Origin of the sequence: Thermoleptolyngbya sp. C42_A2020_037, assembly GCF_015272455.1 — a bacterium.
Taxonomy (GTDB): domain Bacteria; phylum Cyanobacteriota; class Cyanobacteriia; order Elainellales; family Elainellaceae; genus Thermoleptolyngbya.
Window position 1 is genome coordinate 66,765 of the sequence record NZ_JACYLP010000054.1, and the last position, 19,030, is coordinate 85,794.

The following is a 19,030-nucleotide window of genomic DNA, read 5'->3' on the forward strand; positions in this document are numbered from 1 at the left end:
AAGCCGAAAAGAAAAACCGCCTGCGGGGCTGAATTCACAGGCGGCTATGCAGAGGTTCTCTGCCCGATTTAGGGTGAAGCGATGACTCAGACAGGAGAAGCCTCTGACGCTCGGAATGCGGCGAATGTGTCCAGCACGTTTGCGGAGGGAGCCGTCCAGCCGACGATGCCGCCCTGCGCCCGCACCATGTCCAGGGTTGCTTGCTTAAATTCTGGAAAATAGCTCTCGGTGCAATCTTCCACCATCAGGCATTCGTAACCGCGATCGTTGGCTTCGCGCATCGTCGTCTGCACGCACACCTCCGTCGTCACGCCCGTCACCAGCAGGTGGGTGATGCCGCGCTCTGCCAAAATTGCGCCCAGCGGTGTCGCATAGAATGCGCCTTTTCCTGGCTTGGTGATGACGACTTCACCCGGCAGCGGAGCCAAGTCGGGAATAATGCCGTTTCCCGGTTCCCCCAGCACGAGAATTCGCCCCATCGGGCCCTCGTCGCCAATTTTCAGTGAGCCTTTGCCCCGATTGAGCTTGGCGGGCGGGCAGTCGGATAGATCAGGCTGATGGCACTCGATCGTGTGGATCACAGGCAAACCCAGCGCTCGAAACGCTGCCAGCAGTTCCTTCAGCGCTGGAACGATCGCTTGGAGCCGCGTTACGTCATTACCTAGCGCATCGCCAAAGCCGCCTGGTTCCATAAAGTCACGCTGCATGTCGATGATGACCAGTGCCAGTTTGCTCAGGTCGTCTGGCAGGGTGTATTCGTAAGGAAGCGCTGTGATAGTTGGCCCCATATTTTTATTTCCTGATTGACGCTCTCCAACAGGTCAGTCTTTGCTCTTCGCTCTTCGCTCTTCAATCTTCCGCCCTCTGCTAATGGCCAGCCATACTGGTGCCGATCGCCCCAAAGTCTGCTTCACTCGTTGGGCTGTCGTATACAAACTTGCCGCCGCTGATGACGATGAGGCGATCGCTCAATTTCAGCAGCTCGTCCAGATCCTCACTGACCAGCAGCACCGCCACGCCCCGGTTTCGGGCATCTACGATCTGAGTGTGGATGAAGTCCACCGCGTTAAAATCCAGACCAAAGCAGGGGTTTGCCGCAATCAGCAGCTTGATGTGATCGGCAGACAATTCCCGTGCCAAAACCGCACGCTGTACGTTTCCGCCAGAGAGATTGCCGACGGGCGTTTCGGGTGATGGCGTTTTGACGGAAAACTGGTGAATCAGCCCCACTGCCATGTTCCGAATTGCGTTCAGAATTAGCATGATTCCCTTTGCCTGGGGTGGGCGATCAAAGGTTCGCAGGGCCATGTTTTCTGCGACGCTCATGTGCGGCACGCAAGCGTTTTTCAGCGGTTCCTCCGGCAGGGCAAAAACCTTGTGTTTGAACATTTCAGCACGGGTCGCGCCGTAGGGTTCACCGTTGACCCAAATCTCGCCAGACGTGGGTTCGCGCTGTCCTGCCAACACTTCTACTAGTTCCCGCTGACCGTTCCCCGAAATGCCTGCAATGCCAACAATCTCGCCGCTGTGAACGGTTAAGTTCACGCCTGAGACAGCCTCTACGCCGTTGTCTTTGTTGGCGTGCAGATCCCGCACTTCCAGCACAGGGACTTTTTCCAAGTCGTCAACTTTGTTAACAGGTGTTGGCTCTTTTTTCTCGCCCATCATCATTTCTGCCATCTCTGGCACGGTCAGATCCTTCACCAGACCGCTGCCCGCAAACTTGCCCTTGCGTAAGACGGTGATCTCGTCGGTAAAGGCCATCACCTCACGGAATTTGTGCGAAATCATCAGCACGCTCAGCTTGCCATCGGTGACCTGTTCGCGCAGCAGACCCAGCACTTCGTCTGCCTCGGCGGGGGTCAGCACCGAAGTCGGCTCATCCAGAATCAGGATGCGGCTCTTCAGGTAAAGCTGCTTGAGAATTTCCAGCTTTTGTTTTTGTCCGGCGGCGAGTTGGGCGATCGGCACGTCGATTGGCACGCGGAAGGGCGAAGCATCCATAAAGGCTTGAAGCTCCTCTAGTTCATCCTTCCAGTTGATTAGCGCCTTGCTCTCGTAGCGAGACAGAACCAGGTTTTCGGCGACCGTCATGGCAGGAACGGAGGTGAAATGCTGATATACCATGCCGATGCCGTAGTGGTGTGCATCGCGGGGGTTGGCGATTTTCACCGGGTTGCCGTCGATCAGCACGGCCCCAGCGGTGGGGGAATAAAAGCCCATGATGCACTTGACCAGGGTGCTTTTGCCCGCGCCGTTTTCGCCCAGCAGCGCGTGAAAGCTGCCAGGTTTGAGGTGCAGCGATACGTTATCCAGCGCGATGAGTGTGCCAAAGTGCTTGGACATGCCCGTGACCTGGAGATCGGGCGGACGCTCGACTTGGAGGGTTGGGCTGGTTGTGGCGGTGGAAGTCATGAGGGGTTGTGGGGTTAGAGGTTAACCAAGGTTGAAGATGGGGCTGTTTGAGATGCGATATGCAGAGGAAATGTATTAATTAATGAATCTATCAATGAATCTACTGATGAATCTACTGATGATGAGACGCTATGAGGCGATCGCCTCGATGAAGGAACGTGAATCGGATACCGCGCCGAACACGCCGCCCTGCATTTTGATCATCTTGAGGGCGGCCAGATGATTGCCATAATCCGTGGCAGCAGTACAGTCCGAGAGGAGCAGACACTCATAGCCGCGATCGTTGGCATCTCGCATGGTGGTATGCACACAGACATCAGTGGTGACTCCGGCAAGGACGATATTTTGAATACGATTGCGCTGTAGCACAAGATCTAGATCGGTTGCGTAGAAGGAACCCTTGCCGGGTTTGTCGATTACCACTTCGCCCGGTAGCGGCGCAAGTTCAGGAATAATTTCCCAGCCCGGTTCGCCGCGCACCAGAATCTTGCCGCAGGGCCCCGGATCGCCAATGCCCGCTCCAATTTGGCGCGATCGCCACTGTTTGTTTTCTGGCAAATCCGACAGGTCAGGGCGATGTCCCTCGCGGGTATGCATGACGTGATAGCCCTGCGCCCGTGCGGCCGCCAGCACAGACTGGATTGGCTCGATCGGCGCACGGGTCAGCGATAGGTCATAGCCCATCTTGTCTACATAGCCACCCGGGCCACAAAAGTCGATCTGCATATCAATTACCAGCACGGCCGTATTGCCGGGATGCAGTTCGCCGTTAAATGGGTAGGGATAGGGATCGGCCTCTACAAATCGTCCCACAATCAACCTCCTGAATCAGCTATCGGTTCCAAGGGCACCGGGAACGCCGCTGAGCGTGCGCTTGGGTGAGCAGGTAAAAATCATGATCAGCAGCGTCAGCACGTAGGGCGCGGCGTTGAACAGGTAATAGCCTTCCTTGATGCCGACGGATTGCAGCGCCGGGCCGAGGGCCTGTGCGCCACCAAAGAGCAGCGATGCCCAGAGGCACATGATCGGGTTCCAGCGGGCAAAGATGACTAGCGCTACCGCCATCAAGCCCTGACCGCTGGAGATACGCTCCGTCCACAGTCCGGGATAATACAGCGACAGTGCCGCGCCGCCGATGCCCGCCAGGAAACTTCCGGCAATGACGCTGAGCATCCGCACTTTGAAAATCGACACGCCCATTGCACGAGCGGCTTCGGGACTGTCGCCCACGGCGCGAATAAACAGTCCCCAGCGGGTGGAGCGGAAAAACCAGGCCATCAGAGGGGCGATCGCCAGCCCAATTAAAAACAGCGGACTGATTTGCAGCGCGGCTTGCAGGGCGGGAACCTGGCTCCAGTTGCCCAGGTCAATCGTCGGCAGTTGTGGAGCCTTGGGCTGAATAAAAGGCTTGCCAAAAAAGAACGCCACACCGCTGCCAAAGATAATCATGGCGATGCCCACCGCCACATCATTGACGCGAAACTGCTGCGATAGCCAGCCGTGGATTGCGCCGAGAAACGCTCCTGCCAGCCCTGCTGCGATTACACCCAGCCAAGGTGAGCCAGTGAGATAGGAGATCGCGTAGGCCGCCATCGCGCCCGTCAGCAGCGTCCCTTCCAGACCCAGGTTAATTTTGCCGCTCTTTTCCGTCAGGCACTCGCCCAGGCTGACGAACAGAAAGGGCGTGCCGCCGCGCATGGTTCCCGCAATGATCGCCAGGGGAACGCCAAGCCAGCCGATTGCTTGTGAGGGTTCTGACATAGTTGAAGTGTTGGGGTATTGGGGTACTTCTGATGAGGTGAGGGCGATCGCTCTGCTGCTCCACCGCCTCATCGCGTCTGGCTCAAACCGTGACCACTGGCTCCTGCCCGGGACTCGGCGGCGGTGGCGCGGGGGGTTCGATAACGATGGGCTTTTCTTTGAAGAGGCCGAACTTGCCGTAGAGCGAGTCGCTATAAAGCACCATCAAGAAGACGAGTCCCTGGAAGATCAGCACGGTGGCATCGGGCAGTCCGTGGGCCCGCTGGAGGATGCCGCCGCTGGCGAGGATGCCGCCGACTAGGAGGGAAATCAGCACGGCGGCGAGGGGGTTGTGGCGGGCGGCAAAGGCGACGAGGATGCCACCGTAGCCGTAGCCAACATTCAGCGATTCGTTGGCAGAACCCTGCACAGCGGCCACCTCCACCATGCCCGCCAAACCCGCGCAGGAACCTGCCAGAAAGCAGATCATCACCGTCAGCCTGCCGACGGGTAGCCCCGCAATTTTGGCGGCGCGGATGTTGCCACCAGCGGTGCGGGCAGCGAAGCCAAAGGTGGTGCGCTGCATCAGGAAATAGGCAATGACGCAGGCGATCAGCCCATACAGCAAGCCCCAGTGAACCCGCGTGCCGGGAATGTTGCCCAGCATGTTGACCTCCGCCAGCGGAAAGGTGGAGGGCTTGTTGAGGGAGCTGGGGTCGCGCATGGGGCCGCCAACGAGGTGATTCAGCAGGGCGATCGCCACGTAGTTCAACAACAGGCTGCTAATCGTCTCATTCACGCCGCGATAGTGGCGCAGCCAGCCCGCTGCGCCGATCCAGATGCCGCCCATCACCATCCCGGCGATCGCCATTGCAATCTGCACCATCAAAGGAGGGAAAGCCGTTCCCATAGCGAGACCCATCGAAACGGCTGCCAGTCCACCAACCACCAGTGCGCCTTCGTTGCCAATGATCACCAGCCCCAGTCGGGCGGGCAGCGCCGTACACAGGGCCGACAGCATCAGCGGAGCCGCCCGCACCAGCGTATTTTGGAAGGTGCTCCACTTGCCAAAGGCAGCCTTCCAGATCGAGGCATACACCGCGAAGGGATTTGTCCCCACCAGCGCACAAAAAATTCCAAACAGCAAGATTCCGGCTAGAATTGCCCCAAACGACAGACAAAGAGATTCCAGCGTCCTGCGCCAGGTTTGTGAAAGCGCCATTGTTCTCTAGCCTCCCACCGACCCGATTACGCCTTCTACCAGATAATCCATCTGCTCCAGCTTGGGATCTTTTTGCTCCAGCTTTTCGCTTGGGCCGACCACCACACCGCCTTTGTTGTCCTTCACTTCGCCAGAGTAGATCACGAGGCTGCCGTCCATCAGCTTGGCTTTGGCGGCATCCGCAGCGGTCTTGGCTTCGGCGCTGACTGCCGGGCCGTAGTCCGATACCTTACAGAAGCCGTCCTTCAAGCCGCCGCGCAGGATGTGGTCAATTGTGCCGTCTTGCAGCGACTTGCCCGCGTAGATGTCTTCGGCAATTTTGGAGTAGATATTCGTCCAGTCCCACTCGGCTCCTGTGAGGTATCCCTTAGGAGCCAGGGCCGCTTGGTTGGCATGATAGCCTGTGCAGAAAATGCCGCGCCGTTCCGCTGTTTCCATCACCACCTTCGGACTGTCCACATGGCAGGTGACGACATCAATGCCCTGATCCACCATGCTGTTGGTGGCTTCTGCCTCTTTGATCGGTTCCGCCCAGTTCCCAGTAAAGAGAACCTGAGTTGTGGCATCGGGGCGGACGCTGCGAGCGCCAAGGGTGTAGCTGTTGACGTTGCGAAGCACTTGGGGGATTGGTTTCGCGGCCACAAAGCCCAGCTTGCCGCTCTTGGACGTGAGCGCCGCAACGATGCCCGCAACGTATTGCGCCTCGTCGATATAGCCAAAGTAGCTGCCAATATTTTTCGGCGTTTTGCCTTCCTGGTACAGTCCGCCCGCGTGGAAAAACTGCACGTCGGGATATTCTTCCGCCAGCTTCAGGATGTGCGGGTCAAAGTAGCCGAAGGACGTGGGAAAAACTGCCTTTGCCCCATCGATGTCGATCATGCTCCGCATTGACTCGGCAACGGCGGTGGTTTCGGGCACGTTTGCCTCTTCCACCAGCTTCACCCAGCTAAACTTCTTCGCCATGCCCGCTGCGCCCTCGGCGTGGGCTTGGTTGTAGCCGTAGTCGTCCTTCGGCCCGACATAGATAAAGCCGATGGTGAGCGGGTCGCCGCTGCCTGCTGTGCCCCCCTCGGCGGCGGCATCTGTTCCGCCTGTGCCAGAAGGACTGCACGCTGTTCCCAATTTCGCCGTGAGACCAAAGGCGCTGGTGGCCAGCAGCCCTCGAATCACCTGCCGACGAGACACGTTCAAAATTCGCTTCCTGCCCATCTCTTTGCTCACAGTGCCAGCTCCCTTAGCGACAAAACCTGGTGACGAAACCTCTGCGGTGAAATCCTAAATCTCGAAACTCTCGAAACTCTTGAAACTCTGAATCCCCAGATTGCGGCAGCTCGAAAAACCCTGAAGCCATCCTGACTGGGGCGATTAGAAGTTAGACCAAAGCCTATCAAAGCCGCACCGGAAATAGGGTTCTAAAAGGTGTGGGAAAGGTTCGCAAAAGGTTCTATCTGGGACAAACATAATGTGCCTTGGGCTACAAAGGGCGATCGCCCAAACCGTTAGCATCGCTGATACGCAGCGGGGAGCCGCAGTGGGGAGCAATGAGCGCGATCGCCCTGATAGCGGGCAATTTCGAGTCTTTTTTGTAAACAGTTATGAACTCCGAAGAAGCCTTAGCCATAGTTGAGTTCGCCCTGCGGGACAATCGCCTGAGCAAGCTGCAACGTGCGGTGTTTTGTCAGGCGTGGGAAGAGCAATCTTATCTAGAAATTGCTCGTCGCTATGGCTATGAGTTGGGCTATGTAAAGCAGACGGGTTCCCAACTCTGGCAACTGCTGTCGGATACGTTTCAGGAAAAAGTCACTAAGCACAATTTGCAGGTTGTGCTAAAGCGGCAGGCTCCACGAGTGAAAGCCACGGTTTCAGACCTGGAGCGATCAGACCCCGTTGCCTTAGAACCCATGACTTCAGATCCGTTGGCTGTGCTGGCGCAACGGGCTGAACCTGGCGTAAATCCAGAGCCGCTGCCGCGAAGTTCTGCTCTGCTGTCGTCTGCTGCGGTCGTCACCGTGCCCGCAACCCGCGCGGCGATCGCCCCTCCCGTTCCTGTTGCTGCTTCCCTGCCTGCGCCCGTGACCGATTGGGGCGATGCGGTGGATCTGCCCGCCTTCTATGGACGCGATGCTGAGTTGCAGCAACTTCAAGACTGGATTTTGGGCGATCGCTGTCGGCTGATCCTGATCTTGGGCATGGGGGGCATCGGCAAAACCACGCTGTCCGTCAAGCTGGCAAAGCGGCTGTCGGAGCGGCAAGCCGTCAAGTCAGACGACTACTCTGCGCCGTTTCAGTTCACCCTCTGGCGATCGCTCCGCAATGCGCCGCCCGTCCTTGAACTGCTGGCAGATTTGATCCAGGTTCTCTCCCATCGCCGGGATGCCGACCTGCCTGATTCGCTCGATGGGCGCATCCGCCGCCTGCTGGACTATCTGCGGCAGCACCGCTGTCTGATCATTCTGGATAACGGCGAAACGGTGATGCGGCAGGGCGATCGCGGCGGCGGCTACTTACTCGGCTACGAGGGTTATGGGCAACTGCTGCAAGCCCTGGGCGAAGCAGAACACCAGAGTACCATCCTCCTCACCAGCCGCGAAAAGCCGGGAAACCTGGCGGTGCGCGAAGGGTCGCATCTCCCGATTCGCTCGCTGCGGCTGTCGGGCTTGCCGCCAGACATTGGGCAGGAACTCTTTGCACTGAAGGGCGAATTTAGCGGCACGGATGCCGAGTGGCAAACGCTGGTGAGCCACTATGCGGGCAATCCTCTGGCGCTGCAAATGGTTGCCTCGGTGATTCAGGACCTCTTCGACGGGCAGCTTACAGACTTTCTGGACTGTCTGGAAACGGGAACCTTGGTCTTCGGCGATATCCGCGATCTATTGGCGCAGCAGGTAAACCGCCTCTCGCTGCTGGAGCGACAGGTAATGGACTGGCTGGCGATCGCCCGCAAGCCCGTGACCCTCTCCAACCTGCGATCGTGGCTGGTGCCGCCCGTGGTGTTGGGGGCGCTGCTGGAGGCAGTTTGTTCCCTGGAGCGGCGCTGCCTGATTGAGAAAACCGCACCGCGCCTCACCGAAAAATCGCAGGCAAGGTTCACGCTCCAGCCCGCCGTGATGGAATATGTGACGGAACAACTCATTGAACGGCTTCAGCAGGAGATTGGTCACGTTGGTGCTGCTCAAGCTGAATGTGCGAGTGACCATTCTGTGATTTCAAGCAACCTGCTGTATACCCACGCAGTCCTCCAGCCCCAGGCAAAGGATTATATCCGCGAAACGCAGACCCGGATGATTCTTGCGCCCTTGGCAAAGCGCCTGCTGGAAAACCAGACCCAGACCCAGCTAGAAGAACGAGTGCGATCGCACCTTCAGCACCTCCGCTGCACATCTCAAGCTCGGTCTGGCTACATGGCGGGAACTCTGCTGAACCTGTTGGTGCAACTGGGCACAGACCTGACGGGTTGGGACTTTTCGGAACTTGCTGTGTGGAATGCTTACCTGCGCGGCGTAAATCTGCATCGGGTGAATTTCACCGGAGCAAACCTGGTGCGATCGGGCTTTACCGAAACCTTTAGCCAAATTTTGGCGATCGCCTTTAGTCCCGATGGCAAGCTGCTGGCTACGGGCGATGTAAACCACGAAATCCACCTCTGGCAAGTGTCCGATGGGAAACAACTGCTCAGCTTGCGAGTGGATGAAGGCTGGGTTTGGTCGGTGGCGTTTTCGCCCGATGGACGTACCCTCGCCAGCAGTGCCAACCGCAGCGTTCACCTATGGGATTTGCAAACCGGAGCCTGCCTGAAAACGCTGCCCGGATATAGCGATCGCGTCTTTTCGGTGGCGTTTTCGCCGGATGGACAATATCTAGCAACGGGCAGCGAAGACCATTGGGTGCGCGTCTGGAATGTGCGATCGGGAACCCTGCTGCATTCCCTGGCGGGCCATACCCATGAAGTTCGCTCCGTTGCCTTTTCGCCCGCCCCGCTGCGGCAGGGGACGACCGCGAAGTCTGTATCCAAATCTCCCGCTTTTCTGCTGGCCAGCGCCAGCTACGACGGCACGGTGCGCCTGTGGAATGTCAGCAGCGGTGCGTGCCTTGCCACCCTGAAACACCCAGACCCCCCTGCGACAGGGGCGCTACCTTGGGTTTGGTCCGTGGCGTTTTCACCCGACGGCCACACCCTTGCCAGCGGCAATGACGACGGCACGGTGCGCTTGTGGATGGTGGAATCGGCCGGATCTGCGAGGGCTGTGATGCCGACCGCGCACCCCCCCCTGCAAGGCTCTCGGCAACCCGTGCGGGCGATCGCCTTTAGCCCCGACGGGCGCACCCTCGCCAGCGGCAGCGACGACGGCAGCCTGCGCCTATGGGACTATCGTCAGGGCGATTGTCGGCGTGTGTTGACGGGGCATCGAAGCTGGATTGCGGCGATCGCCTTCAGCCCCGACAGCGGCATCCTCGCCAGCGGCAGCGAAGACCAGTCTGTGCGCCTGTGGGACGGGCGGGGTCTGTGTTTGCGGACGCTCCAGGGCTACAGCAACGGTGTGTGGTCGGTGGCGTTTTCTCCCGATGGGCGCATTCTTGCCAGCGGTAGCCAAGATCGCACCCTGCGGTTGTGGGATCGGCAGACGGGACAACTCCTCGGCAGCTTGCAGGGCCACACGCGCTGGATTTGGTCGGTGGCGTTTCACCCAAAGCAGCCTCTCCTAGCCAGCGGCAGTGAAGACCACAGCCTTAAGGTGTGGGATGTTCAGACGCAGCGGCTAATGCAAACCCTGGAGGGACATCGCGATGCGGTGCTGTCGGTGCTTTACAGCCCCACTGGGGAAACGCTGCTTAGCGGCAGTCTTGACGGCACAATCAAGCTCTGGGATGCCCAAATAGGGTTGTGTCGTCGCACGCTGGCTGGCCACGAGGGCGGCGTATGGTGTCTGGCGCTGAGTGCCGACGGTCGCCTGCTGGCCAGCGGCAGCCAGGATCAGACCCTGCGCCTGTGGCATGTAGAGAATGGAAGCTGTTTGCAAACGCTGACGGGGCACATGAGCTGGATTCGGGCGATCGCCCTCAGTCCCGATGGACAACTCCTCGCCAGCGGCAGCGCCGACGGCGTGATCAAGCTCTGGCGTGTGCAGGATGGAGTCTGTGTGGCCACCCTCAAGGCACACCGTGGGCCCGTGCTGGCGATCGCCTTTCACCCCAGCGGCACCCACTTCGCCAGTTGCAGCACCGACACCACCCTCAAGCTCTGGGATTCTGGTGCTGCCACCTGCCTGCACACGCTCCACGGACACCACCGCTGGGTGCGCTTCCTGGCCTATAGCCCCGACGGCAACACGCTGGCAAGCTGCGGCCAGGATGAGACAATTCGCCTCTGGGAGCTAGGATTTGAGGAGCAGGGGTGTTGCGATGAAGGCGCGTCCCCAAGCGCTTTCCCGCCAGCCTCGCACCTGCGGCAACCCGAAGCTTCCTGGGTGCTGCGCGTGCCGCGACCCTACGAAGGAATGGCGATCGCCCAAGTCACCGGACTCACCGACGCACAGCGGGCCACCCTGCGGATGCTGGGCGCGGTAGAGTGATGCCGTGCTGAAGTGATGCCGGGTAAGTGACACCGGGTTGAAGTGATACTGTGCTGAAGTGATGCCGGGTTGAAGCGCCAGTCATAGCAACAACTGCAAAAACTTCAAATCTAGCCAGCGGTCGAACTTGTAGCCCACCTGTCGCAGATGCCCGACTTCTGCATAGCCAAAGCGCTGGTGCAGCCGCAGGCTGGCGGCGTTGTCGGCATCAATTCCCGCAATCAGGGTGTGCAGGCTGCGAGCTTTGGCCGCTTCGATGAGGGGCGCAAGGAGGCGCTGACCAATGCCGCGCCCGCGAGCGTGAGCCGCCACGTAGACTGAGCTTTCGGCAGTGTAGCGATAGGCGGCCCAAGCGCGGAAGGGGCCGAGGGCAGCGTAGCCCAGAATCTCGGCATCATCGGTTGCGGCATCATCGGTTGCGGCTGATGCGGCTGCGGCATTAACGGCAACGAGAATGGGATAGCCCTCTGTCTGGCGGGCGGCAAACCACGACTGGCGCATTTCCAGCGTATGTGGCTCGTAGTCGTAAACCGCAGTCGTGTGCAGGATCGCGTCGTTATAGATTGTCAAGATGCCAGGTACATCGGCCTCAGTGGCAGGGCGAATGTGCAGGTTGTCTAGCGGCGAGTCGGTCGGTGTTTGTGGGATCATGCAGTCATTCCCCTTTGCAAAACTGCTTTATCCTACGATGCACTCGATGTCTCAACTGCCTCATATTCATCCAACGGAGCTGGCCGAGCGGCTGGCACAAGGCGAGGCACTGCAACTGGTAGATGTGCGCGAACCAGAGGAACTGGCGATCGCCCAGGTAGACGGCTTCATCAACCTGCCGCTGAGTCAGTATGGTGAATGGTCAACCGATATCCACAGCCGCTTAGATCCGGAGGCAGAAACCATCGTTATGTGTCACCACGGGATGCGGTCGGCGCAGATGTGCGGCTGGCTGCTATCGCAGGGCTTTCAGAATGTCAAAAATCTAACGGGTGGAATCGAAGCCTATGCGATCGCCGTTGACCCCGCCATTCCCCGCTATTAACGCTATTAAAAAGAGTCAGATGGGCGACACATAGAAAATTCCCTCTGCAAGTTTCTATCATGCTGTCTCGCAGCAATTGATACTACATGGTTGGTATCTTTGCTGAGAAGTGAATGCCGCCTAAACCTTGGGACAGCGGGGGGCGCTGTCCTATGGTTGCCGATGCCCAAGGAAAAATCTCCAACCCTAAAGCTGGGCGTTTGAAATTGAGGGACTGGGGTTGATTTTGGATTTTGGGTTTTGGATTTTGAATTGCCAATTCACCGATTTATCGGGCGTGGGGCTATTTCCAGGGGGGCGTTGTCTGGCGGAATGGAGAGAAGCCCTTCTCTCTAAAATGATCCGGTTTTGACAAACAGCGGTGCGGATGAAAAAGAAATGCGAATTGGGCCCCAAGGGTGTGCAGATTGAAAATCCGTCCATCTGGCCAATTGTGCCAGGGGCGATCGCGGTAGATTTAGGCTGCGAAGGCGACAGTCGTTGCTATACAAGGACTTTGGAGCCAGTGCGATCGCTGCCCTTTACACCGCTTTGCCTGTGGAACCCTGCACTCCTGACCCAAGCCAAAGCAACTTTTGCAACTCCGGTAGGAACATCACCGATATGCAAGCGTCATCTAGAAGTGTCATCTCCCAAAGCCAAGCGTTGCCCATGAGCGAGTCTATGTCTGCGTCCTGGTCTGCCGTTGGGGCATCTGCGCCCCTGACCAAGGTTCCGGCAGAGTCTCTGTCGAACTACGATTTGATTCTGCAATGTCAGGCGGGGCTACGGCCAAGCAAGACAGCTTTTGCGGAGTTAATTCGGCGCTATCAGTCTCATGTGGACAAGGTGCTATATCACCTTGCGCCCGACTGGTCAGACCGGGCCGATTTGGCGCAGGAGGTATGGATTCGGGTCTATCGCAACGTTAGTCGGTTGCAAGAGCCAGAAAAGTTTCGGGGCTGGCTCAGCCGAATTGCCACCAACCTGTTTTATGACGAACTGCGGAAGCGTAAGCGGGTCGATAGCCCTCTCTCGCTAGACGCACCGCGCACGCTAGACGATGGCGAGATGGATTGGGAGCTTGCGTCGGACGGGCCAGGGCCCTCCGAAGATTTGGTTACACGCGAGTTCTACGACCAACTGCGGGCGGCGATCGCCGATTTGCCAGAAGTCTTCCGCACCACAATCGTGCTGCGGGAAATTGAAGGCATGGCCTACGAAGAAATCGCTGAAATTACGGGTGTGTCTCTGGGCACGGTGAAGTCTAGAATTGCCAGAGCGCGTCAGCGGCTTCAGTATCAGCTCCAGTCCTATCTGGACAGCTAAGGGATATCTCTCCACCCGTGTTGTGGAGGATTGAGGGAAAACAATGGGCGATCGCGTCGGAATTCTGGTTTGGCATGTAGTGTGTGCAACTAGAGGCTGAGGCTGGTTTTACTATATTTCCCTTATGATTCCCCGTATGATCTGAGCAAGGTTTGAACTTAACGCTGGAACTCCATCCTCTCGCGATTGTGCATAACCTTTGCACACTAGCCCTGTGCATTGACTCATCGGTTTAGCGGTTTGCTCTCGATTCTGAGTCCTTGATTGATTTGACCATGATGCCTGATATTAACGACGGTAAAACTCCCCGGCAGCGTGCCTCTCGCCCTGCCTCTGGGAGCGGTCTGCCCCCAGAATGGGCGCATCGTTCACCTGTAGAGCCGATTGACCATTTGAAGCGCGATCGCTTTGAGTTATTGAGCGCCTATCTAGATGGCGAAGTCTCCGCGAGCGATCGCCGCCAGATTGAGGCCTGGCTTGCCAGCGACGCTTCTGCACAACAGCTTTATGCTCGCCTCCTCAAACTGCGTCAAGGGTTGCATGGGCTACGCACCCTCCCCGTTCCTGCCGAGCGCCCCGTCGAACAGACGGTCAGCCAGGTGATGAAGCGGCTGGAGCGTAAGCCAAAGCGTACTGTGGCTTGGGGCGGTATGGCGGCAGCAGCAGCGCTGTTTGCAGGCGCAGTGACGACGGTGGTGGCTCCAAGCTATCTTTCCCCGCATGTCAACGTGATTTCCCAGTCCGATTCTCAACTGATGATCGCGCTGGATCGTCCAGTCATTGACATTCCTGACATTGCCGATCCCAGTGCTGTGCCTCCGAGGACGACGGCCGTTCCCGTTCCCGTTCCCGACGTGGTTCCTGTTGCACCGTCTAACGGCGGGCAGCCTATCACTCCCTAAAGAGAGAGGCTCCAGCAAAATAAATCTATAGCAGGGTGCATGGGCTGCGTTTGGCTCATGCACTCTGTTGTGGTGTATATCTCTGTTCTGCATATCTCTGCTCTGCATACAGCGTTTTTGAAGCTAGTGAGGCACACGGGATGGTCAATAAGCCCTTGCCTCGTGAGGGCAGCATGTGCCTCACCCCGCAAGAAAATGCTGTATCTCCCAGGTCAGCTTCATTCAACCCGCACCCTGCTGCCAGATTGATCGGTGTGGACGTGATATTTCCCTTGAGGCGTGGAAACTGTGACCCTATAGCCAGGAGTCATGACCTCAGCACAAACCTCGTCAGGTTCTGCCGCACCCAGGCAGGCATTATTCCAGGTTTGGGGGCTGACGTTGCTCAGCGTCATTTGTGCTGTCGAAAGACCCGTCTTTTCCGCTAGCGTGGTCTTGATGCGGGCTGCGATTTCTACCGGGAGCGGTGTAGATGTTCCAAAGGAGCTAGAGGGGGCTGATGGGAGATGAGAGGAGTCCTGAAGGGTGGTGGTGTGTACGCCAGAAGACTCTGGGCCAGAGGCAGCCGTTGCGCTGCACCCGGTTAACAAGCCGACCAGAAAAAGCAGGGCGATCGCCCTGAGCCACCGCTTCCAACCTGCGTCAATCGTCCACACCATATCCTTGAACATCATAAATTTGAAGGTCTATTTACCAACTCTTTAATTTTAGCGATCGCCTTGTCCATCAAGCATTTGACCGTCACTAAAAAATCATTTTGGTAGCAACACTTAGGGGACTGTATCTAACTTAGTGGCAATTCGTTCACAGCTATGCCAGTTTAGAGGAGTGCTTAATAAGCCGCGCAGCCACAGATCCGTATTCTCCGTATGGGTCTGCGCTCTCACCCATTGCATATGCTGGGGTTGCAGCGTGGGTTCACCAAAATTTAATGCCCTGGCTCTGCATCTTCATAGAATGTGCAGAGGCTACGTGCATTTTGGTTAACATCCTGGCAGCCGCACGCCTCAATCCTTAAACCTTTGTCAAACTGGAAACATGATTAAAGTTATTGAGCTTTCTGGCATTCTAGATGGCACTCAGGTAGATGCCTTCCATCAGCAAATTGGTGAGGCTCTGGAAACCAGCGCTTCTGTCATTTTGGTGGACTTAGAGAAAGTGACGTTTATGGATAGTTCCGGGCTGGGTGCCTTGGCAAGCGCACACAAAAAGGTGCGGGCTGCTGGTAAGCGGCTGTCTTTCTGCTCGATTGGCGAACAAGTTAAGATTTTGTTCGAGCTAACCAGTATGGATCAGGTGTTTGAAGTATTTGCAAATCGGGAAGCGTTTGATCAGACCGTGCTATCGGGCGCGGTGTCTTGAGGCAAAACTGGGTATTCATCTGCAAAGGTGTTCAGTCCATCGTCTTGGATAAGTTCGGAGTTTAGAGAGTTACGCTTAACGAGGTAAAAAGGGTGAGGCGCAATGCGTCCCACCCTTTCTGATTAGAGGTTTAATTTGTTGCGTGATCAGGGCAATGAGAGGGGAGTCTGGCTCGACAACCTGGCTGAGTTTTAGACTGAAAACGCTGCGCCGCGTTAATCCAGCTTTTTGATCATAGATTCGGCTTGTGCCACGCCCTCTGCGTTGCCCTGCTGCTCGTAAAGCTGGAGGGCGCTACGAAAAGCGGCAAGGGCCTCGTTCCGGCGATCGCGCTCCTTTAGCGCCACGCCAAGCTTGTAAAAGGCATCTCCGCTGTCTGGGGCCAGTTCTGTCAGCCGCCGAAATGTAATGATTGCCTGGAGATAATTTTCCTGTGCCAACAGCAAGTCCCCTAAGGTCGAATGAGCATCGACTGAATTTGGCTCTGCAAATGTTGCCCGCTGATAAAAGGCGATCGCCTCTTGCATATTGCCCTGGGCGCGATACAAATCTCCAATTTGGAGGTAAATATTAGCATTGCGAGGTTCTAGCTCAGCGGCTCGACGCAGTGCATTCAGCCCATCCTGCACCCGTCCTGAGTTGACCAGTGCCACTCCCAAATTGGCTTGCACCTCAGCCCGCCTAGGAGCCAAATCGGCGGCTTGTTGCAGCATCTCTGCGGCATCTCGATAGCGAGCGGCCAGCAGCAGCACCTCACCCATCGATTCATAAATGCGGGCACTGTTTGCGCCCCGCAGCGTGGCGGCTCGTCGATAGGCGGCTAGCGCTCCGTCATAGTCTTGCAGGCGAGTTAAAACCACGCCCAGACCCAAATTCGCGTCTAGGTTATTAGAATCCAGCGCAACGGCTCGACGATAGGATTCAGCGGCCCCCGTGTTGTCCCCCAGATTCGCCAGACAAAAGCCAAGCGCGTAGTGAAAGTTGGCGTTGTTGCCGTCTAGCTCGATCGCCCGACGATAGGCCGACACGGCTGCCGCATAGTTACGCTCCTGGGCATGGGCGAAGCCAATCGCAGAGTGGATGCGGGCGTTGTCTGGCTCTAGCGCTGCGGCCTGCTCGTAGACGGCGATCGCCTCGCTAAAATTGCGCGATCGCATCAGGTCGCGCCCCTGTCGCACGAGTTCATTTACCCGCCGACTTTGCTCTAGTCGCTGCTGAGGAGTCAGTTGTTGAGCCGTAGTGCCAGAATTTTCAATCTGGGCGATGGCCAGAGGAGGGTTGACCAAACCAGCAATAGGCACAGAGAGAAAAAGGCTGGCGATCGCCGCCACAGAGTTAGAAGTTTTAAAGCTAATCACAGTTCAATCTGGAACAGACTGCAAGCTAATCCACGCTCGTTGACTTTCGTCAACGCAGATCAACACTCGTTAATAATTAGCCGATTTCGGCTGGATTGAAAACAGTAGCCCCCTCGAAACCTCTCGAAAGCTTACGAAATCTCGTTCAAAACTACACAGCTAAAACGGCACTCCAAACGACACTCCAAACGGCCCTCCCAAAACAGTACCTTGACAGGGGAATGTATCGCCCAACCGTCAGTGCCATATTGGTTTCAGTTGAGCAAGCCAGGGTAAAAGAACGTCAGAACGTTTATCTGCCAAGGCTTTCAACCATACATTATCAACCTGTTGAGGAACTTTAATTATGGCTACTGTTTGTTCTCCCTCCAAAGCAATGCGTGCTGAAGCTGCTGCGGCTGTTGCGCCTCCGGTCGGGGCCCAACCTCCCCAATACGCAGAAACAGAAACCTACTCCCGTAGCATTCTGGGCCCAGTGATGTTTGAACTGTCTGAGCTGCGTGTAGAAGGGACGGCCGATCTGCCCGTGCCCCCCACCTACGTCGCGCCTGGACAGTCTCCATACATCATCGCGGCTGATGAAGAGTTTATTTCAAGCGTGAAAATCGTATTCAACCGAACCCCCCTATCATCGCTGCTGATGTGCCTGGGCACCCAGATCTCGATGAACTTCCACTTTGAAGGCCAAGGCCGCAAGGCTACGGAAATTGACCTTCTAGCGGAAATTACAACCCAGAAGGATGTCTACGAGTACGAAGTGAAGCTGTCTGAAGTGCCCAAAAAAGCAGGACTCACCCCCGGTTTATATGTGGTTTCCGCCACAGCCGAAATTGGCCCTGCCGAACACGAATGCAGCCAGTTCATCCTAGGCTACGGCTACATCTCTGGCACGCTGCTGCAAGTCTACAAAGAGGTCTAAGCGACGATTGGTTCGTACCATTTCCCCAGAGCATGTGAGCTAGCCACCTGCTCTAGGGGCACTCCTAAAGCTTGAACTCGCTGGTAGGTCTTCGTGACCTACCAGTTTTTTGCGATCATGCGCGCAAACTACATGTGGCTGTTGAATACAGCATTTTCTTGCGGGGTGAGGCACACGCTGCCCTCACGAGGCAAGGGCTTATTGACCATCCGGTGTGCCTCACTAGCTTCAAAAATGCTGTAATTGGCTGTGCCTCAAGCGGAGAACTTAAGGCCGTAGATAAAGCTTGGTAAAGCTAGGGTTGAGGCTTGACCTTGCTCTAAAAACAGAACCAGATGTGAGAGAGGGACAACATAAGAGCAAATTTTTTGTAAAGACTAGTACAAGACACAACTATTAATTTTTGTGTCTGAATGCGATCGCCATCTACACACTGGGCAACCTAGCTGTTATCCTAGTCACTTCTTAAGCTTCTCTTAAGCTATCGATCTAGGTATTGCAGCAGCTTAAAGCGCTATTTTCTCCCACGAATTCTCTACCCATTCCGAGGCGATAGAAAATCTAGCTCTCAAGCTGAAGCACCTGCATCCTAACGCGACAGCCATTTTCACAGACCCTCCTCACGACCTATGGAACTTGCTAGCGATTCGTACCCAGTTCGAGCATTTATTCGACACAAAGCCAAAATGAGAGTCTTAGAGGCCGAATCAATGGGGATTGGCTGCTTAGCCTTCGACGAGCCTCTTCTTCAAGAGTTGTCAACCACACTCTTCCAGTCAGAACGAGGAGCCGCAATCTTCATCGCCTACCCAAATCGTCAGGCCGCCGAAGCTATTGAGGATCAGTTCGCTCTGGAACTTGCAGAAACCTATCGCTACATCAAGCAGCGGAAGACGGATACTCAAGTGCAACGGTTAAATAGTCTGCTCTAATCTCTTCTAATCACATTGCCTGCACAAAGCTTGAGGCGGCTGGAGAACCAGATAAGCTCTGGGACTATCCAGCCGTTTTCTGCATCACGACCATTAATCCAAATCTCTTCTTCAAGTTCAAGGAACTCAACCTAAAGCCTTGGCAAGAGCATGGATGGACTTTGAACCTAGCTATCCGCTTCTAGATTTTTGGAAGATGTCAAAGGGAATCATGGGCGATCGCCCCCTTCCAGGCTCCAAAAGTCTTATCTACCGGGGGTTTTCAG

At 56.6% G+C, this 19,030-nt stretch carries 16 protein-coding genes; 7 read left to right on the top strand and 9 right to left on the bottom strand.

Annotated features, from left to right (window positions below):
• Nucleotides 1-86: 86 nt before the first annotated feature.
• From IGS16_RS19425 to IGS16_RS19450, 6 genes are all read right to left on the bottom strand, one after another.
• Complete coding sequence (locus tag IGS16_RS19425) at nucleotides 87-788, bottom strand: cysteine hydrolase family protein (protein WP_297088294.1); 702 nt, start codon at nucleotides 786-788, stop codon at nucleotides 87-89.
• Nucleotides 789-867: 79 nt separating this feature from the next.
• Nucleotides 868-2,415: an ABC transporter ATP-binding protein gene (locus IGS16_RS19430; RefSeq protein WP_297088296.1), complete on the bottom strand. Its 1,548-nt coding sequence runs from the start codon at nucleotides 2,413-2,415 to the stop codon at nucleotides 868-870.
• Nucleotides 2,416-2,544: 129 nt separating this feature from the next.
• Entirely contained in the window at nucleotides 2,545-3,228 is a 684-nt protein-coding gene (locus tag IGS16_RS19435; RefSeq protein ID WP_297088298.1) for a cysteine hydrolase family protein, read from the bottom strand.
• Nucleotides 3,229-3,243: 15 nt separating this feature from the next.
• Complete coding sequence (locus IGS16_RS19440) at nucleotides 3,244-4,176, bottom strand: ABC transporter permease (RefSeq protein ID WP_297088300.1); 933 nt, start codon at nucleotides 4,174-4,176, stop codon at nucleotides 3,244-3,246.
• Between the two features lie 82 nt (nucleotides 4,177-4,258).
• On the bottom strand, nucleotides 4,259-5,377 hold the full coding sequence (locus tag IGS16_RS19445) for an ABC transporter permease (RefSeq protein WP_297088302.1): 1,119 nt from the start codon (nucleotides 5,375-5,377) through the stop codon (nucleotides 4,259-4,261).
• Between the two features lie 6 nt (nucleotides 5,378-5,383).
• Nucleotides 5,384-6,586 carry a BMP family ABC transporter substrate-binding protein gene (locus IGS16_RS19450; RefSeq protein ID WP_297088326.1) on the bottom strand — a complete coding sequence of 401 codons (1,203 nt, stop codon included), beginning with the start codon at nucleotides 6,584-6,586 and terminating at the stop codon, nucleotides 5,384-5,386.
• 386 nt (nucleotides 6,587-6,972) lie between these two features.
• On the opposite strand from IGS16_RS19450, the gene IGS16_RS19455 reads away from it, so the two are divergent.
• Nucleotides 6,973-10,947, top strand: a complete 3,975-nt coding sequence (locus IGS16_RS19455; protein WP_297088304.1) for an AAA family ATPase — start codon at nucleotides 6,973-6,975, stop codon at nucleotides 10,945-10,947.
• A gap of 81 nt (nucleotides 10,948-11,028) precedes the next feature.
• Here IGS16_RS19455 and IGS16_RS19460 read toward each other — a convergent pair whose 3' ends face one another.
• Nucleotides 11,029-11,598, bottom strand: coding sequence for a GNAT family N-acetyltransferase (locus tag IGS16_RS19460; RefSeq protein WP_297088306.1), 570 nt, complete (start codon nucleotides 11,596-11,598; stop codon nucleotides 11,029-11,031).
• Nucleotides 11,599-11,644: 46 nt separating this feature from the next.
• Here IGS16_RS19460 and IGS16_RS19465 point away from each other — a divergent pair, with 46 nt between their 5' ends.
• The 3 genes from IGS16_RS19465 (at nucleotide 11,645) to IGS16_RS19475 (ending at nucleotide 14,193) form a co-directional block, all read left to right on the top strand.
• Entirely contained in the window at nucleotides 11,645-11,983 is a 339-nt protein-coding gene (locus IGS16_RS19465) for a rhodanese-like domain-containing protein (RefSeq protein ID WP_297088308.1), read from the top strand.
• 651 nt (nucleotides 11,984-12,634) lie between these two features.
• Nucleotides 12,635-13,291: a sigma-70 family RNA polymerase sigma factor gene (locus IGS16_RS19470; protein ID WP_367185829.1), complete on the top strand. Its 657-nt coding sequence runs from the start codon at nucleotides 12,635-12,637 to the stop codon at nucleotides 13,289-13,291.
• A 275-nt stretch (nucleotides 13,292-13,566) separates the two neighbouring features.
• Nucleotides 13,567-14,193, top strand: coding sequence for an anti-sigma factor (locus IGS16_RS19475; protein ID WP_297088312.1), 627 nt, complete (start codon nucleotides 13,567-13,569; stop codon nucleotides 14,191-14,193).
• A gap of 218 nt (nucleotides 14,194-14,411) precedes the next feature.
• On the opposite strand, the gene IGS16_RS19480 is transcribed toward IGS16_RS19475, so the two are convergent.
• A complete protein-coding gene (locus IGS16_RS19480; RefSeq protein WP_297088314.1) occupies nucleotides 14,412-14,852 on the bottom strand; it encodes a hypothetical protein in 441 nt (146 codons plus the stop codon).
• 379 nt (nucleotides 14,853-15,231) lie between these two features.
• On the opposite strand from IGS16_RS19480, the gene IGS16_RS19485 reads away from it, so the two are divergent.
• Nucleotides 15,232-15,555, top strand: a complete 324-nt coding sequence (locus tag IGS16_RS19485; protein WP_297088316.1) for an STAS domain-containing protein — start codon at nucleotides 15,232-15,234, stop codon at nucleotides 15,553-15,555.
• Between the two features lie 215 nt (nucleotides 15,556-15,770).
• Here the strand turns inward: IGS16_RS19485 and IGS16_RS19490 are convergent, their stop codons facing one another.
• Complete coding sequence (locus IGS16_RS19490) at nucleotides 15,771-16,913, bottom strand: tetratricopeptide repeat protein (RefSeq protein ID WP_297088318.1); 1,143 nt, start codon at nucleotides 16,911-16,913, stop codon at nucleotides 15,771-15,773.
• Between the two features lie 376 nt (nucleotides 16,914-17,289).
• Here IGS16_RS19490 and IGS16_RS19495 point away from each other — a divergent pair, with 376 nt between their 5' ends.
• Nucleotides 17,290-17,832 (top strand): hypothetical protein, encoded by a 543-nt coding sequence (locus IGS16_RS19495; RefSeq protein ID WP_297088320.1) that lies wholly within the window; start codon nucleotides 17,290-17,292, stop codon nucleotides 17,830-17,832.
• Nucleotides 17,833-18,461: 629 nt separating this feature from the next.
• Entirely contained in the window at nucleotides 18,462-18,764 is a 303-nt protein-coding gene (locus IGS16_RS19500; RefSeq protein ID WP_297075098.1) for a hypothetical protein, read from the top strand.
• Nucleotides 18,765-19,030: the final 266 nt, after the last annotated feature.

Bases quoted from the DNA above. Each gene is read 5' to 3' on its own strand.
- IGS16_RS19425 (WP_297088294.1), bottom strand. From the start codon at position 788: ATGGGGCCAACTATCACAGCGCTTCCTTACGAATACACCCTGCCAGAC.
- IGS16_RS19430 (WP_297088296.1), bottom strand. From the start codon at position 2,415: ATGACTTCCACCGCCACAACCAGCCCAACCCTCCAAGTCGAGCGTCCG.
- IGS16_RS19440 (WP_297088300.1), bottom strand. From the start codon at position 4,176: ATGTCAGAACCCTCACAAGCAATCGGCTGGCTTGGCGTTCCCCTGGCG.
- IGS16_RS19445 (WP_297088302.1), bottom strand. From the start codon at position 5,377: ATGGCGCTTTCACAAACCTGGCGCAGGACGCTGGAATCTCTTTGTCTG.
- IGS16_RS19450 (WP_297088326.1), bottom strand. From the start codon at position 6,586: ATGGGCAGGAAGCGAATTTTGAACGTGTCTCGTCGGCAGGTGATTCGA.
- IGS16_RS19455 (WP_297088304.1), top strand. From the start codon at position 6,973: ATGAACTCCGAAGAAGCCTTAGCCATAGTTGAGTTCGCCCTGCGGGAC.
- IGS16_RS19460 (WP_297088306.1), bottom strand. From the start codon at position 11,598: ATGATCCCACAAACACCGACCGACTCGCCGCTAGACAACCTGCACATT.
- IGS16_RS19465 (WP_297088308.1), top strand. From the start codon at position 11,645: ATGTCTCAACTGCCTCATATTCATCCAACGGAGCTGGCCGAGCGGCTG.
- IGS16_RS19470 (WP_367185829.1), top strand. From the start codon at position 12,635: ATGAGCGAGTCTATGTCTGCGTCCTGGTCTGCCGTTGGGGCATCTGCG.
- IGS16_RS19475 (WP_297088312.1), top strand. From the start codon at position 13,567: ATGATGCCTGATATTAACGACGGTAAAACTCCCCGGCAGCGTGCCTCT.
- IGS16_RS19480 (WP_297088314.1), bottom strand. From the start codon at position 14,852: ATGGTGTGGACGATTGACGCAGGTTGGAAGCGGTGGCTCAGGGCGATC.
- IGS16_RS19485 (WP_297088316.1), top strand. From the start codon at position 15,232: ATGATTAAAGTTATTGAGCTTTCTGGCATTCTAGATGGCACTCAGGTA.
- IGS16_RS19495 (WP_297088320.1), top strand. From the start codon at position 17,290: ATGCGTGCTGAAGCTGCTGCGGCTGTTGCGCCTCCGGTCGGGGCCCAA.
- IGS16_RS19500 (WP_297075098.1), top strand. From the start codon at position 18,462: ATGGAACTTGCTAGCGATTCGTACCCAGTTCGAGCATTTATTCGACAC.